Origin of the sequence: Flavobacterium mesophilum (assembly GCF_039581405.1) — a bacterium.
Taxonomy (GTDB): domain Bacteria; phylum Bacteroidota; class Bacteroidia; order Flavobacteriales; family Flavobacteriaceae; genus Flavobacterium.
In genome coordinates this window covers 79,651-96,615 of sequence record NZ_JBCPXZ010000001.1, presented here as the reverse complement: position 1 = coordinate 96,615, position 16,965 = coordinate 79,651, and the positions used below count along the sequence as shown (strand labels likewise).

12 protein-coding genes are annotated in these 16,965 nt (G+C 35.0%); 6 read left to right on the top strand and 6 right to left on the bottom strand.

Annotated features, from left to right (window positions below; all coding sequences use genetic code 11):
- Window positions 1-55: 55 nt before the first annotated feature.
- Both AAYQ19_RS00420 and AAYQ19_RS00415 read right to left on the bottom strand, forming a co-directional pair.
- Window positions 56-2,197, bottom strand: coding sequence for a catalase (locus tag AAYQ19_RS00420; RefSeq protein WP_343532689.1), 2,142 nt, complete (start codon window positions 2,195-2,197; stop codon window positions 56-58).
- 45 nt (window positions 2,198-2,242) lie between these two features.
- Window positions 2,243-3,820 carry an FAD-dependent oxidoreductase gene (locus tag AAYQ19_RS00415; RefSeq protein WP_343532687.1) on the bottom strand — a complete coding sequence of 526 codons (1,578 nt, stop codon included), beginning with the start codon at window positions 3,818-3,820 and terminating at the stop codon, window positions 2,243-2,245.
- A 230-nt stretch (window positions 3,821-4,050) separates the two neighbouring features.
- On the opposite strand from AAYQ19_RS00415, the gene ku reads away from it, so the two are divergent.
- On the top strand, window positions 4,051-4,830 hold the full coding sequence (ku, locus tag AAYQ19_RS00410) for a non-homologous end joining protein Ku (protein WP_343532685.1): 780 nt from the start codon (window positions 4,051-4,053) through the stop codon (window positions 4,828-4,830).
- 1 nt (window position 4,831) lies between these two features.
- Here the strand turns inward: ku and ligD are convergent, their stop codons facing one another.
- A complete protein-coding gene (gene ligD, locus AAYQ19_RS00405) occupies window positions 4,832-7,390 on the bottom strand; it encodes a DNA ligase D (RefSeq protein WP_343532683.1) in 2,559 nt (852 codons plus the stop codon).
- The gene (locus AAYQ19_RS00400) at window positions 7,377-7,856 is read right to left on the bottom strand and encodes a hypothetical protein (RefSeq protein WP_343532681.1); all 480 of its coding nucleotides are present in this window, start codon (window positions 7,854-7,856) and stop codon (window positions 7,377-7,379) included. The genes ligD and AAYQ19_RS00400 overlap by 14 nt, the downstream gene beginning before the upstream one ends.
- Before the next feature lie 157 nt (window positions 7,857-8,013).
- On the opposite strand from AAYQ19_RS00400, the gene AAYQ19_RS00395 reads away from it, so the two are divergent.
- Window positions 8,014-8,796: an SDR family oxidoreductase gene (locus AAYQ19_RS00395; protein WP_343532679.1), complete on the top strand. Its 783-nt coding sequence runs from the start codon at window positions 8,014-8,016 to the stop codon at window positions 8,794-8,796.
- A gap of 64 nt (window positions 8,797-8,860) precedes the next feature.
- Here AAYQ19_RS00395 and AAYQ19_RS00390 read toward each other — a convergent pair whose 3' ends face one another.
- The gene (locus AAYQ19_RS00390; RefSeq protein ID WP_343532677.1) at window positions 8,861-9,658 is read right to left on the bottom strand and encodes a polysaccharide lyase; all 798 of its coding nucleotides are present in this window, start codon (window positions 9,656-9,658) and stop codon (window positions 8,861-8,863) included.
- Window positions 9,659-10,226: 568 nt separating this feature from the next.
- On the opposite strand from AAYQ19_RS00390, the gene AAYQ19_RS00385 reads away from it, so the two are divergent.
- A complete protein-coding gene (locus AAYQ19_RS00385; protein WP_343532675.1) occupies window positions 10,227-11,840 on the top strand; it encodes an arylsulfatase in 1,614 nt (537 codons plus the stop codon).
- 61 nt (window positions 11,841-11,901) lie between these two features.
- Here AAYQ19_RS00385 and AAYQ19_RS00380 read toward each other — a convergent pair whose 3' ends face one another.
- A complete protein-coding gene (locus AAYQ19_RS00380) occupies window positions 11,902-12,381 on the bottom strand; it encodes a hypothetical protein (protein WP_343532673.1) in 480 nt (159 codons plus the stop codon).
- Window positions 12,382-12,917: 536 nt separating this feature from the next.
- On the opposite strand from AAYQ19_RS00380, the gene iadA reads away from it, so the two are divergent.
- Genes iadA through AAYQ19_RS00365 form a run of 3 tightly spaced genes read left to right on the top strand, consistent with a single transcriptional unit; the run spans window position 12,918 to window position 16,963 of the window.
- The gene (iadA, locus tag AAYQ19_RS00375; RefSeq protein WP_343532671.1) at window positions 12,918-14,069 is read left to right on the top strand and encodes a beta-aspartyl-peptidase; all 1,152 of its coding nucleotides are present in this window, start codon (window positions 12,918-12,920) and stop codon (window positions 14,067-14,069) included.
- A 6-nt stretch (window positions 14,070-14,075) separates the two neighbouring features.
- Window positions 14,076-15,419, top strand: a complete 1,344-nt coding sequence (locus AAYQ19_RS00370) for a putative porin (RefSeq protein WP_343532669.1) — start codon at window positions 14,076-14,078, stop codon at window positions 15,417-15,419.
- Window positions 15,420-15,424: 5 nt separating this feature from the next.
- Window positions 15,425-16,963 carry a M14 family zinc carboxypeptidase gene (locus tag AAYQ19_RS00365; RefSeq protein WP_343532667.1) on the top strand — a complete coding sequence of 513 codons (1,539 nt, stop codon included), beginning with the start codon at window positions 15,425-15,427 and terminating at the stop codon, window positions 16,961-16,963.
- The last annotated feature ends 2 nt before the right edge of the window (window positions 16,964-16,965 follow it).

Sequence of the window (16,965 nt, the reverse complement as noted above, 5' to 3'; positions counted from 1 at the left end):
GATAAGTGAAATTTGAATAATAAAAAACTCTTGAAATGATCAAGAGTTTTTTTATTTAATTATATAAGTTTTTTTCACGTTGCCAAAAACGATGCATGGTCATGGCGGTGATAAAATCCTGAGCAAATTCTGGGGTAGCAATTTCATCGGTAATTACAATTCCTGGATCGTAATCAGTCATTTGTGAAATAAATGAAGCACGGCTAATTATTTTAGAAGCCTTACCATCAGCACCAATTACTTTGCAATGTTTGTAAGCATCACTTAAAAATTCGATTACATCATCACTCTTTTCTAAAGTTGCTAAATCAATTCCATGTGGAATATAAACGGCATCAAATAAAACCGATGATGCAGTAAGAAAACTAAAATTAGGAGAAAGTTCAGCATGAGAATCTGTTTTAACAGATCCTAAATGTGGCGCAATTATGCATCCTTGAGCGCCTTCTTTTTTTAGTGCATTTTTTAAATTTAATACAGAAGCCTCAGATACTCCGTCAGAGCAAAGAATGGCGATTTTTCGTGTAGCAATAGTCGGTGAATTCGTTGGATTATTTATCATGCTCAAAGCATCAGATGATTTAACTGAAGATTCTCTACTGTGAGGTTCTTGATTCCCACCTTCATTTTCTGGAGAAACACCTTTGTTTATTGGCGTTTCAGGAACAAATGGAACAGTTAATCCAAGTCCGTCAGCAACTTTTTCTGCTAATTTTTGATCTACTTGAGATAGTAATCCAAGCATTCGTATTTGTATTGGTGTGGTTTGGACTTTTCCAAGTTCAAATCGGAGCGCTTTTACAATATGGCTTTTTTCTTCAGGAGCTTGACTTTCAAAAAACAATCTCGCCTGACTAAAATGGTCGTTAAAGCTTTCGCTTCTTTCACGTACTTTATGCGAATCAATTCGTTCGTTGAAACTAGAAAATCCGCCTTCTGCAATTTTAGCTTGATAGGGGCATCCGCCACCAAGCGAATTTGGATGATAACTTACACGACCTTGATTGATTTCTTGGCGCATATGGCCGTCACGTTGGTTATTATGTACAGGCGCAACGCTTCTGTTAATTGGGATTTCATGAAAATTCGGGCTTCCTAATCGTGATAACTGAGTATCTGTATAAGAAAACAATCTTCCCTGTAATAAAGGATCATTTGTAAAATCGATTCCTGGCACAATATGTCCGGGATGGAAGGCAATTTGTTCTGTTTCGGCAAAGAAATTATCGGGATTTTTGTTCAAAACCATTCGGCCAATAATCTTTACAGGTACTAACTCTTCGGGAACAATTTTAGTTGGATCAAGCAGATCAAAATCATATTTATTTTCATCTTCTGACGCGATAATTTGGATACCCAATTCCCATTCAGGGAAATTTCCCATTTCAATAGCTTCCCATAAATCTTCGCGGTGAAAGTCTGAATTTTTTCCTGAAATTTTCTGTGCTTCATCCCAAGCGACTCCATGTGTTCCCAATTTTGGTTTCCAATGAAATTTTACAAAAACAGTTTGATTTTCAGCATTTACTAATCTGAATGTATGTACACCAAAACCTTCCATCATACGAAGGCTTCTAGGAATGGCACGATCAGACATTACCCACATAATCATATGCATCGATTCTGGCATCAAAGAAATAAAATCCCAAAAAGTATCGTGCGCAGATGCGGCTTGTGGCATTTCATTATGAGGCTCTGGTTTTACGGCATGAACGAGATCAGGAAATTTAGAAGCATCTTGTATAAAAAAGACAGGAATATTATTAGCAACTAAGTCATAAACACCTTCCTGCGTATAAAATTTGGTTGCAAATCCTCTTGCATCTCGTGCGAGATCTGTTGAACCTCGTGATCCTGCAACGGTAGAGAAACGCACAAATACGGGTGTTTTTAGCCCTTTTTCTTGCAAGAAACCTGCTTTTGTCAATTCCGGAATTGGATTTGTGACTTCAAAAAAGCCGTGTGCCCCAGATCCTCGTGCATGAACAATTCTTTCCGGAATTCGTTCATGATCAAAATGTGTTATTTTTTCTCTTAGAATAAAATCTTCCAATAAAGAAGGTCCTCTTTCGCCAGCTTTTAGCGAGTTGTTGTCGTCGTTAATTTTGACACCTTGATCTGTAGTCAAAAATTTATTGGTCCCATCTGATTTGTTGATGGACAAATCTTGTTGTTTTTCGTCTTGAAAATTTTTCATAAACTTAGTGTTTTAAAGGTTTGATTTGTAGTGTGTTTGTACTGATTATTTTACATGAAGCTTGTTCAAATCAGATTTTGCCGGACCATTTATTACAGTTCCATCACTAGCGAACCGTGATCCATGGCAAGGACAGTCAAATGATTTTTCATCCGAATTCCATTGCACAATACAGCCTAAATGCGGACAGATTGCAGAAAAAGCCGTCAGTGTATTATCATAGTCTCTGTAAACCGCAATTTTTCTAAGGCCGGCAGAAAGTATTCCGCCGTTTCCAGGTTCTAAATCGGCAGTACTTTTTAAATCAGCTGCAGAAATCCAATCGAGATATTGTGATGCCATATTTCCAACTTCTTTTAAAAAGTCGCCAGTAGCATTTAAAGTAATTCGGGATGGATTGTATAAATCTTCCCATTTATTTTTAATTCCTTGAATGATATCTGTAATTATAATGGCTCCAATCGTGGCATGGGTCATTCCGTTTCCGGAATCGCCGGTAATGATGTAAATGTTTTCGTCCCCGGGATTTTTTCCTAAAAAGCCAAGCGAATCATAAGGTTCCATAACCTGTCCCGACCATTTGTAGCTGATTTCATCCAGCATTGGAAAATGACTTCTAGTCCAAATTTCGAGTTCGTCGTAACGGGATATTTCTGAAATTTTCTCTTCATCGGCTTGACCGGTTTTGTGATCTTCTCCACCTGAAATCAATAAATCATATTGATCATCAAAATTTTCTGTCCGTACATAATGATAAGGTTCTGCCACCCATTTTGATTTCATGTTTCCGGTATCCCACCACAAAGCATTGGGCAAGCTTCCTTTCGGAATTTTTCCAGCAATTACATAGGTCCGATACGCATGCTGTTTAGTGTGCATAGTCAAAACATCGTTAATTGGAGTATTTGTTGCAACGACAATGTGATTGGCTGTAAAATTAAATCCATTTATAACAGCGCCTTTATCAGTTATATCTGCGGCGTGAGCTTCGGTATAAATTGTTCCACCAAGTGAAATAACGGCATTTGCAAGTCCTTTTAAATATTTTAAAATGTGAAATTGTGCTTGATTTTTAAAAGCCAAACAAGGCTGATTTTCGGGATTTATTCCGGGTGTAACATTTAAAAGAGAAGTTTGTAATCCGGCTCTTTGTGTTGCTTGATATTCTTTTTCTAAATTTTCAATTTGATCTGTTGGATTCAGAAATAAATACCCATTGACTCTCATAAAATTGCAATCAATATGAAGTTTGTGTACTATATTTTCAATTTCGTCAATAGCAGCACTGTGACTTTCGGCAGCAAGTTTTGCATTTTCTTCCCCAAAAATATTTTCAAGATTGTAATATCGATCATCGAGTGCACAGGTTAAATGTGCAGTTGTTCGTCCGGTTTCGCCACTTCCAATAAAACCGTCTTCGACTAAAACTACTTTTTTTCCAGCTTTTAAAAGTTTATAAGCAGTTGTTAGTCCGCCAATTCCTCCACCAATCACCAATACATCAGTTTTTAGATCTTGATATGGTTTTCCAAAAGCAATAAAATCGGTGGAATCAATCCAAAAAGAAACATTATCTCCAGATGTGATGCTTCCTTCGTTAAAAGTTGTGTCAGAATTATTCATAAAATAAGTTTTAATGATTTGTAATTCGTTCATTTCAAAGCTACTAACTGTATTTTTGAAGTGATTACAACTTTGATTTTAGATTTTATAGGATTGCCATTAAAAGTTATGTTGTATAAATAAATTCGTTCGTTTTTGATAGTTATTTTATAAAATCAGCAAATGATCTTATAAAGTACAAAACCGAAATTTGGCGTACTTTCAATGGCAAATTTTTAAAGGCACAAATTATGAGATCAATATGGACGGGTTCAGTGAGTTTTGGGTTGATAAATATTCCCATAAAAATGTTTTCGGCGGTTCAAGAAAGCAGTCTTGACATGGATATGCTGGACAAAAAAGATCATGCGAATATTAAATTCAAGCGTGTCAATGAAAATACGGGCAAAGAAGTCGATTTTTCGAATATTGTGAAAGGGTATATGCTTGATGATAAATATGTTGTTTTAGAAGATTCTGATTTTGAAGCCGCCGACGCCATCAAAACCAAAACAATTGATATTGAAAGTTTTGTTTTGGAAAAAGAAATCCAAAGTATTTATTATGAACAACCCTATTATTTAGAGCCAGATAAAGGCGCAATGAATGCTTATGGCTTATTGCGCGATGCACTTCAAGCATCTGGAAAAGTTGGCGTTACGCGTTTTGTTTTGCGTAATAAGGAAAGTTTGGCCATTTTAAAACCGTACAAAAATGTCATTGTTTTAAACCGAATACGTTTCGAACAAGAAATAAGAGCAACAGACGAACTAAAATTACCTCCGATTTCTAAAAGTGCAACTAAAGAAATGGATATGGCCGAAAAACTGATTGATCAGCTCACAGAGAAATTTGACATTACAGGTTTTAAAGATGAATATACTGCCAAACTTTTGGATATAATTAAAAAGAAAGCCAAAGGAAAAGTTCAAAAAGCATCTCCAAAACTAAAAGTCGTACACAAACAAAGCGACGATTTAATGTCGATGTTAAAAGCAAGTTTAGAAACAAAAGCAAAAAAATCTTCCTAGTTTATTTTTCTTCTTGATGCTGATTGTCTTCTAATTTTTTGATGATTTTTTTAATATTAGCTCCTTTTGAAAGTACAGGTTGCCACAAATCTCCTTTTTGCTCAAAACGGCTCAAAACATTTTTGATTGTAAATTGTGATGGGTGTAATTTTTCATTGACTTCATTCCATTCTAAAGGAGTTGAAACAGTTGCTCCAGGCTTCGGGCGAACGGAATATGGCGCTGCCAAAGTTTGTCCGCGTCGATTTTGCAAATAATCGATGTATAGTTTGTTGTTTCTTTTTTTGATGCTTCTTTCGGTTGTGGTAATATCTGGGATTCTACTTTGTGTTTCTTTGGCTATTAATTCTCCTAAAATTTTGATTGAATCGTAATCATATTGCGCGCCAAGCGGAATGTAAATATGAAGTCCAGTAGCGCCCGAAGTTTTACATAGGCATTCAGTTTCTAATTCATCCATAACTTCTTTTACGGTCAATGCCGTTTTAATTACGATATCAAAATCATCTTTTGTTGCGGGATCTAAATCCATTACAAGCCAATCTGGATTATGGATTTTTTTTATGGTCGAATTCCACGGATTCATTTCAATACAACCTAAATTTGCCATATAAAGCAAGGTTTCCTTGTCATTGCAAATAAGGTAATCAATGTTTTCATTATTGGATTCTGAGAATATTTTTTGGGTTTTAAGCCAAGATGGCGTTTTGTCCAAATCAATATCTTTTTGATAAAAACTTGGCGCGTTAATTCCATTTGGAAAACGGTTGAGCGATTCCGGACGATTTTTCAAATAAGGCAAAATCAATGGCGCGACTTCATTGTAATATTGAATTATTTCACCTTTTGTGATTCCGTCTGCTGGATAATATATTTTGTTTTGATTGGTCAAATGAAGCGTTCTTTTTCCTACTTTCAAATCATAATCATTTTCCGTTTTCTGTTCTTTTGAATGTTTCATTTTGCTATTATTCTGAGTTATGTTTGGGGCATTTATATTTGAAATTACTTGTCCGGCATTTTTGTCAATTCGCAAACCTAAATAAACAGGATGTCTCAAATGCTTGTCTTCAGTCCATTCGGAATACTTGACCTGACAAACTAATTTGGGCTTGACCCATTGAATCTTATCTCTAATAGGAATTCGTTCGTCAAGAGGCGATTTTTCAATAAAAAGAGGCTCTAACTTAGTATAAAGTTCCTTTAAAACTGATTCTGTAAAACCAGTGCCACATTTGCCAATGTATTTCAAAACTTTCCCTTGGTATTGTCCAAGAAGAATTGCACCAAAGTATTTTCTCGAATTTTTAGGTTCTGTAATCCCAATAATGATAGCTTCTTCTTCATTTGAAAGTTTAATTTTGAGCCAATTAATGCTTCTGTTTCCAATGGAATAAGAGGAGCTTGCTCTTTTGGCGATAATGCCTTCGCTTTTGTTTTTCTCAGCAATCTCAAATTGTTTGATTCCGTCGCCAATAGTATGTTCCGAATAAAAAATATTTGAAAATGAATATTTATTGAATAAGATTTTCAAAAGTTCTTTTCTTTCTAACAAAGACAATTCGGTTAATAGATTTCCGTCTAGATTAAGCAGATCAAAGACGTAATATTTGAGGTTTCCAATGCCTGTTTTTAGATAATTTTGAAGCATTTGAAAGTCGGCGCGTCCCGAATCATTTTCTACGACAATTTCGCCATCTAAAACCACTGTATGATCTATTTCTCTTAATTCTTCGGCAATAGGTTTGAAATTCGTATTAAATGAAATTTGATTTCGGCTGAAAAGCTCAATTTTATTTGGATTGATGACGGCTATGGTTCGGTAACCGTCATATTTATTTTCAAAAACCCATTCTTCATCATCAAAAGGCTTTTTTACCGTATTAGCGAGCATTGGTTTAATAAATTCGGCTTGTACTATTTCTGGTTCAACCTTTTTTTTTACGGATTTTTTCTCGGGTTCTTTTTTTGCTGAAGACGAAATCATTTTTTCAGCTTTGGCTTCCAATTCTTCCAAAGTTCGTTTAGAAATAACCGATTTGTTTTTTTTCAAAATATCAACATCAGTGGCATATTTATCTTGTTTTTTGATCAAAAGCCATGCATTTTCCTGTTTTCCATGAAGTTTTACCAATGAAAATTCGCCTTTGAGTTTTTTTCCTTTTAGAATGAAACTTATATGTCCTTTTTTGAGATGTGCCAGCATTTGTTTTTCATCCGTAGTATTATCGTCAGAAGTAAAAGTTCCATTATCCCAAACAATTACATTTCCGGCGCCATAATTTCCTTCTGGAATTGTTCCTTCAAAATCTTTATAACTGTAGGGATGATCTTCAACCATCATTGCAAGACGCTTAATTTCTGGATCCATAGAAGGACCTTTTGGAACAGCCCAGCTTTTTAAAACACCATTTATTTCAAGTCTGAAATCATAATGCAAATGCGAAGCGGCATGTTTTTGAACCACAAAAATCAATTCGTTTGCCGATTTTCCAATCTTTCCTTTCGGCTCACGCGTTTGTTTGAAATCTCTTTTTTGATTGTATTTAGACAGCGACATAAACTTTAGCGAGTATTAAAATGGTTAATGAAATAGAGTACAGGAATGTGGCAGTAACTGCAAAAATTATATGGGCAAAGAACAGCTGAATACAATAACCGCGAATATCAGTTGGGGCTTGATACCCGGTCATTTTAAAAATAATTATCCAGCTGATTATGCCAATTATTCCGCTGATTACTCCTAATATCAGAGCACTCCAAGGCGAAATAGGCAAAATATCTTTGTCCCAAATAATATGATATACTACGACAAACAAAAAACCGATTATATAATGCAACAACCATCCCCAAGTTTTTTTTGATGTTGCCAAAAGACCAATATTAAGTTTGTCAATACTGTATGATAAAAGCACAGGTTCTTTGTATAATTTTTTAAAATTATTTGACATTGCGTAACTAAATGTGGTCATCACCGAGGTTGAAGCAATTGAAACTGTCAATAATTGTAGAAAAACATAGAACATGGCTTCTGCTTTAAAACTTATTATCAAAGTTACTGATAATCAGTTTTTTTGAATTATACGATTTAAAACTTCAAATTATATAATTTTCAGCATGTTCGGATTCTTGGGAATTAAAAACTATTTTTATAATGTATTTTTTAATTTCAAATAGATTTTCATGAGTAAAGTATTAGTTGCAGGCGGCAATGGACATTTAGGAAAACACGTAGTGGATTCTCTTTTGTCTAAAGGATGCAATCCTATTGTATTGACTACAAAAACAATTAATTCGGAATCAAGCCAAGTGCAATTTTTTACGGGAGATTTATTTGAAAATAAAGGATTAAAAGAAGCAACAGCAGGAGCGGAGGTAATTATTCATTGTGCTAGCAATCCGAGAAACTTTAAGCAGATCGATATTGAAGGAACTAAAAATTTGCTTGATGCCATTGATAAAAATGTTACAAAACATTTTATATACATCTCAATTGTTGGCATTGATAAAAGTGATTATCCGTATTATGGTGCGAAGTTGGAAGTAGAAGATATTATAGCGAAGAGCGGTATTCCTTTTACGATCTTGAGAACGACGCAGTTTCATGATTTTGTATTTAATATGATAAAAACGTTAGAAGATCAAAATTCAGAAAATGAGGATTTTATGATAATTCCATCTGGGATAAAATTTCAATCTATCGCGGTACATGAAGTTGCAGATTTGCTTGTTTCTTTTGCATTTGAAAAACCAAAAGGTTTGCTAGAAGATTGCGGAGGCCCTGAAGTATTTTCTTTTGAGAAAATGGTTGAGTCTTATTTGGGAATCAATCAAAAAAATAAAGGAATAAAGTTAGTTGAATCAGAAGATGTACGACATAAGTTATTTATGACAGGAATAAATTTATGTCCGAATCAGAATCTTGGCAAGGAGACTTGGGAAGAATTTTTAAATAAGAAAGTCTAAATGTAAATAGATAAAAAAAGCCCATTTCCGTAGAGATGGGCTTTCATTTTAAAGAGTGGAACTATTATTTTGCATCCCAAGATGCACTTGGATAATAAATAGAACTTGTTACAGGTGCTGTCCAATAATCTTGGCTACCACCACGGAAAGTGTGAAGACTTACGGCATTAACGTTTCGTTTAGCGTCATTAGTTACCCAACGAATTTTTTGATTTAATATTTCTGTACCATTTACGTAGTATTTCACGTACCCATCAGTATTTGATCCGGTATTCAGCTTTACAGAGATTTGGCAGTTGTAAGTTACGCCTTCTTGGATGTAATATTTTTTTCCAAAATCATTCCCATATTGCCCCGGCTGATCTTTATAATACACATAAGGTTGAAGGTAAGCGCCACTTCCTTTAGCGGTGTTTGATCCATTTGGACAATACCACATAAATCTCGCGCTACCACCGTTTCCATCCCATCCTGGATCGCCGCCTGTATTTTGGTCACCAATTAAGATACCGTAACCGCACTTACCGCCTCGGCTCCAATAAAATCCTGAGTTGAATTTCATTTGAAACCAAACCGTATAAAGCCCTTCAGACCAAACACCATATGAGGTACACAAACCTCCTGGGCATGACAATGTATTGGTTTGCAATGTAATTGTTCTGGCTCCTGCACTTCCTGCTAGTGCGGCAACAGCAGCAGTTTCAGCAGTGGTTTTGGCAGTTTTTGCGCCGTCATTGTTTACGATGGGTTGCTCATCTTTTTCAAGATTTTGTGCAACATTTAAGTCTTGCTCATTTCCGCAGGAATAAAACATAACTGTCATTACTAATAACAAACTGGATAATTTTAATAACTTCTTCATTTTTAAAATTTTAAGGTTAGTAAATAATTAATAGATAGTAAATAATAAATTGTGGTTATTGCTTTTGATGCTGAAAGAAGAGACTTTTCCAAATCTCAAAAATCAGTATATATTTTTTGTGATTCTTTGTGTTTTAATTTATTGTCAATTGAAAATCAGATGTTTGATTTAATTGGTTTTTAATTGACGTTGTAAAGTTGATTAATAATAATTTATAGAAGGAGTAATAAAGTACGGTTTTACGTACACAGAAGTACGACGCTAGAAAATTATATCTGAAACTTTGTACAATTTTGAAAGTCTACTGAGGAATGGCGAATGTTTCTTGGATCAAAGCGACAAGATCTGCTAATGAAAAATGAACTGCTTTTATTTTGAATTTTTTTTAATGTTTTGAAGTGAATAGTCATCAATAAAAGGAAGTTTCATAAAAACAGATATGTTTCATGTTATAAATTGGAACATACTTTTTGTAAGTGCTCCGTTCGTAATTCGTTAAATTTGAGGTTATTCGTAGATGAAGTTGTAGGAATTATATCTTGAAATTAAATAATCAAAAACAAATATTATGAGCAAACAAAATTTTTCATTGGTATTTTTTAGTATGCTGTTTTTTTCATTCTCGCTGTTGGACGCACAAACTAAAAAGAAACCCAATATTGTAATGGTAATTTCTGATGATACAGGTTGGGGAGATTTAGGTGTGTATGGAGGAGGTGAAGGACGTGGAATGCCTACACCAAATTTGGATAAGATGGCAAAAGAAGGAATGCAATTCTGGTCTTTTTACGGCCAACCAAGTTGTACTCCTGGGAGAGCAGCAATGCTGACAGGGCGTATACCAAACCGTAGCGGTATGACTACCGTTGCTTTCCAAGGACAAGGAGGCGGATTACCAAAAGAAGAATGGACATTGGCATCAGTACTTAAAAAAGCAAATTATAAAACCTATTTTTCAGGAAAATGGCATCTTGGAGAAGCAGACTATGCTATGCCTATTGCACATGGTTTTGATAAAATGCAAAACGTGGTTCTATATCATTTGAACGCTTATACTTATGCTTTTGAATCTTGGAATCCTGAAATGTCTCCTGAAATGTTGGCAATGTTTAAAAAAGTAACGATAGGAGTTCTTGAGGGAGAAGCGGGTGGAAAAGCGCGTGAAATAAGCAAAGTTACAGAGGATAATATTGCAGAACTAGATATGATGATGGTCGAGAATAATTTAAAACAGCTTGACGAATATGGCAAAAGCAAAGATCCATTCTTTATGTGCATCAACTTTGCTAAAAATCACCAGCCCAACCTTCCTTCTAAACAATTTGCAGGTAAATCACCTGGAAAAAGTAAATATTCAGATGCTGTAGTAGAAATGGATTATAATGTTGGTCGTATTATGGATAAGATTCGTTCTTTAGGAATTGCCGATAATACGATTGTTATTTATACTGTTGATAATGGAGCATGGCAAGATGTGCATCCAGATTCAGGATATACTCCATTTAGAGGTAGTAAAGGGACTGATAGAGAAGGTGGTAGTCGTGTACCAGCAATTGCATGGTGGCCAGGACAAATTGAAGCAGGAAGTCAAAGCCACGATATTGTAGGAGGTCTTGATCTTATGGCGACATTTGCAAGTCTAGCAGGAGTAGAACTTCCTAAAAAAGATAGAGCAGGTGTTGACATGGTGTTTGACAGTTATGATATGTCGAATGTGTTATTTAAGAAAGGAAAACCATTACGTGATAGATGGTTCTATTTTACCGAAGCTGAATTATCTCCGGGAGCTATACGTATTGGAAAATTCAAAGCAGTTTTTAATACCCGTGGAGATAATGGCGCAATTGCAGGTAGTGATGCACCTGGACAACAACTTGGATGGAGAGGCGACGAAACTTATGTTGCAACAATACCAGCAATCTATAATCTTTGGCAAGATCCACAAGAACGCTATGATTTGTTTATGAATAGCTGGACAGAAAAAACATGGACTGCTATAATTTTTAATCAAGCCGTTGATGATTTGATGAAAACTTATGCAAAAACACCTCCAAGGGTACCACAGAGTGAAACCTTTACTGGTGAAATGGAAATTGGTCGCTACAGAACAATTGAACAAGTGAAAAAAATGATGAATGAAAAGAAAACTGCACTTCCTCCGTTGAGTGTGGATTCAAAATAGTGTATTAAAAAGGTTTTTACATTAAAAACAAGAAAACTCCAGAGAAATCTGGAGTTTTTTTTTATTTTTCGAGTTGCACCTTAAATTCTCCAATGTAAGGGCTATCAGCCATTTGAGAATGTCCAATTATTAAAATATAATTCCCTTTTTGTTTGAGTTGAGTTTTCAAATCCATTCCGAAAGGCCCGTCTGAAGTTTTATCAGGAAAAATGATTTGATTAAAACGTATATTTCCTTTTCCAGTTGCTGGAATAATTTTACCATTTAGCCCACCTACATCTTCATTATTAAATTTGACATAAACTTTTGAATGAACTGAATCCAAAACACCAGTGGCAACATAAACATTCTTTTCATCTTTAAAGTTCATAAAGATCGTATCGCCAACTTGTTTGTTTTCTTCGATTTCTTTTTTGCTGATTTCGTTTTTATTTTCATTTACAACAATCGAATCTGAAGTGGAATAAGTTGTATTTGTAGGTTCCTTTTTTTGGCATGAGAAAAAGAAAACGGTTAGGGCAAGTAATAGGAAATTTTTCATGGTCGCATTTTTTAAACTATTGCAAATTAAATTTTTTAACCGATTTTTTTGTTGCAGAATGAAATTTTGATTTTACAAAATTTAAAGCTATTACTTGACTAATGAGCATTGTTCGTTTTTAGAAAAAGTTCAATAAAACAAATGACTTTAAATGATTGTAATTCCGAAAATATGGTTGCAGATTATAATCTGCAACCATATTACTTTATGTGAAATTTCATAAAGTCATAATTTTACTACTTACAATCGTTATTGATTCAAATATTTATCTTGTCTTATATAGAATTGTATGAATAAATTAGGCTTGGTTGTTAGTATTTTGTTTATAGTTGATATAGCTTATCTGCTTGTGAAAAAATGCAATTCGCAAGCTGTTCTTCCTTTCGTTTCTATAGCTACGATAATCATTACATCTTTATTAAACTTTATTATTCCAGTGGCAAGCACTAGGTCTTGCTATTCAAAAATAATTGCCATATCTGTAGGTCTATTCTTTACGCCTGTGTTTCATTATTATATTTAAAAATTAAATAAAAATGTTTAAACTCATAAAAAATTCAATCCTATATGCTCCCGAGTCATTGGGAAGAAAAGATATTTTAATATGTGGAGAGAAAATCGCACTCATCAGAGATACTATAAGCCCGAATCTTCCCGATGTCGAGATTATTGATGCAAACGGGAAAATAGTAACGCCAGGATTTATAGATCAGCATGTACATATTACAGGAGCGGGGGGCAAGCACGGCTTTAATTCGCTTACGCCCGAAATCGTGTTGAGTGAGTTTATTAGTTGTGGTACAACAACCGTAGTTGGATTGTTGGGTACTGATGGAGCTACTAAAAGTTTGAAATCGCTTTATGCTAAAACTAAAGCATTGGATAACGAAGGAATTACAGCTTATATGTTCACCAGTTATTTTGGTTTGCCTCCAATTACCATGATGGATTCGGTATTAGAAGATATGTTGTTTATAGATAAAGTATTAGGATGCAAGGTAGCACTTAGCGATGAACGTTCGTCTTTTCCAACCGCAAAAGAATTGCTGGCTATTCTAAAAGACGTGCATGTAGGCGGTCTTACATCTGGTAAAAAAGGAGTTATGCACGTACATCTTGGAGCGCTAAAAACCAATATGCAGTTGTTGCTCGATTTGGTGGAACAATATGATTTTCCAATTAGAAATATCTCGCCAACTCATGTGGGAAGGACGGCTCCTTTATTTGAACAAGCCATTCGTTTTGCCAAACTTGGTGGAATGATTGATATTACTACAGGCGGAACAAAGTTTGACGAACCTTATAAACAAGTGCTTTATGCGCTTAAAAAAGGTGTGCCGATGGAGAATATGACTTTCAGTAGTGATGGAAACGCTGGTTTGGGAGTCAATGATACTGACGGTAATTTGATAGGTTTTAAAAAAGCGCCTATTGATTTGAATCTAAAACAGGTGCAGAAATTAGTAAAAGAAGCTAATATGCCAATCGGGCAAGCTATTCAGTTGGTAACATCTGGGCCTGCACGTAATCTGTCACTCAAACATAAAGGAAGCGTTTTCGCTGGAAACGACGCCGATTTATGTCTCTTTGATTCCAATTTTAATTTAACCGACGTCATAGCTCGTGGAAAAGTGATGATGAAGGATGGAGAAATTATAGTACGCGGAAGTTTTGAAAAGAAAGATTAGATAAATATGAAAGTAAAACTATTCTTATTGTTGTTATTTTTCTCAAACTGCTACTTTGCAATAGCACAGGAAGATGACGAGGCCGAAGTAAAAAATGACATTGACTCCGAGCAAACAGCCCAAACTCAGGATTTGTCTGAAGCCATGCGCTTGAAAAAAGGTTATGAATTAGGCGATGGATTGACTTTGGAGTCGGCCAGTACTTGGCTTAACTTTACGCAAAGCTTGCAGTTATTAGCAGGCGTGAGTTCTACAGATGGCTTTGACACTTATAGTTCAGAGTTTAATATGCGAAGAGCGAGATTCAATTTCAGAGGTACTTTGTTTAATGAAAAAGTTTATGTGAGACTTCGTGTAAACTTAGTTGGAAATTATCAAAGTACAACAACTGGGGCACGTTCTTACAATGGTGCTTTACAAGATGCATTGATAGAATATAGACCAACTCCTAATCATAGAATAAACTTTGGAGTACGTGCCAATTATGATGATTCACGCGAAGCCAGGATAGAAGGTGAATCTCTTGGTTTTATTGAAAGAAGCGCCGTATCTACAGCTTTTGATCCAATATTTGATTATGGAATTCGGTACTACGGTGTATATCGTTTCGGAGGAAATGTCCTAAAACCATATGTTTCTATCACAACAGGAGATGGAACTTCTGCTTTGCAAAAAAATTATGGTGGATTACGATATGGTATTCGTCTGGATTATCTGCCTTTTGGAACTTTCAGCAAAGGCGGCGAATATTTTATGGATGATTTAGTGCACGAACGTGTTCCTAAATTAATAATCGGGCCAACGGTTAGTTACAATGACGGTATAAGTTCTGCAAAAGGAACAAATGGAGGGCGTTATATTTACGGAGATGCCAATCAAAACGAGCTTTTGCCTGATTTGTTTAAAGCAGGAATCGATTATATGTTCAAATACCGCGGATGGTATTCTTTGGGCGAATATATTTATACTCATGCCAAAATTCCATCAGGCATTGCAGGAGAATTTAGTACCAGCGGAAAATTTACACCATATACCGGACAAACTCCAGAACAGATTGAAAATACAGTCCTAAGCCGATTAAATGTTGGAAGTGGATTTAATGTACAAGTGGGCTATTGCTTTAATGCATTTGCTTTATCTGGCAGATATTCTTATTTAGAAAATGATCCTAATACAGCCAATTTTGCTGATATGAACCGTTATTATACTTGTGTTGGAACCTTTTATTTTAGCGGGCATAATTTAAAACTGCAAACCGAAGTTGGTTATCAGGAATACAAGGACATATTAAAAACGCCTGATGTAAAAGGGAATATATACGGTCAAATAATGTTTACTATTCAATTATAGGGAAAATGAAAAAGTCACTATTAATTATCCTGTTTACAATCTGTTTTGTCCCATTAATGCAGGGGCAAACAGCAGATATTTATCAAAAATATTTTCCAGATCCAACTACTAATATGCCTTTGCCAATTACTAAAGGTGATCCTGTATTCAATTATTTTACCAAGTATAAAGATGTAATTTCTTTTATTCAGGAATTAGCGGCTAAACATTCCGATATAATGTCAGTTAGTTCAATTGGAACAACTCAAAAGGGAAAAAATCAGCCTATGGTTTTGCTGACACGCAAAAGTAACATTGCAGATCAAGATAAATTAAGAGTTACTTTTATTGGAGGTATTCATGGCAACGAGCCTTTGTCAACTGATGGAATGTTGTATTTGATGTATTTGGTAGTAAATGACGCTTCAAACACTGCTTTGCTCGATAAAGTTATTTTGGAAGTGATACCAATGGTAAATGCCGACGGACGAACGGCAGAAACAAGAGTAAGCAATAACACTACCGATTTAAACCGAGATCTTACTATTCTCAATGCTAAAGAAAGTACAAATTTAAAATTAGCTATAAATAAATTCGATCCTCATGTTGTAGTAGATTTTCATGAATTTTCTCCAGCAAGAATGGACTTTAAGGAACTAAATGACTGTTATACCTCAGCGTACGATATTTTGTTTCTCTATACAGGAAATTTAAATGTAGATCCAGGGATTCGTGACATGATTAAGAATGTATTCGTTGAACCTACAAAATCTGTTTTAATGGATCATGGCCGAAGAGTATCTGATTACTGCACAACATTTATGAAAGATAATGAAGTCTGGCTAAACATTGGAGGAATAGCTTCACGTTCAAGTGCTACGAATTATGCCTTGCAAAATAGAATTTCGATGTTGATGGAAATTCGAGGATTATCAGAAAAAGAAAAGTCGGCTAAAAGAAGAATCGAAACCTCAGCCATAACAGCACTATCGTATTTAAAAATAGCGCATGATCATGAAGCTGAAATAAAAGAGGTTGTTAAAACGGCTAATAAAAGTGCTGTAGAAGCAACACGTCCGTCAGTAAGTACTTCAAAACCAGATGTGATGCAAAGGGATTATAAGTTTGTTGATAAATGTAAAGTTTCTGATACGACTATTGTTTTTAATGCCAATTACAACATAAAGCAGACGCCTTTAATAGAACGACCAAAACCAGGTGCATTTTTGATTTTTCCCGCATCTGAAAAAACAAAAAAAGTGCTTGAGGTGTCAGGTATTTCGGTGAAAACAACTACACAGCCTTTTCAATTGAATAATACAGAACAGTATGCTGTAAATGAAAATGGGCAAATAAATATTGTAAAAGAAGCCGTTTCTATACCAGAAGGGGCTCTTGTTATCGACTCGCAACAGGCTATGAGTAATGTCATCGCTGATCTTATAGAGCCTGATGGCGCTAATTCTTTGTACACCAATAAAATTATCAGAAAGAAAAGCAAGGAAAGTAGAATTCCTATATATCGTATATCTCGTGAACAATTATCTCAATTATCCACTAAATAATA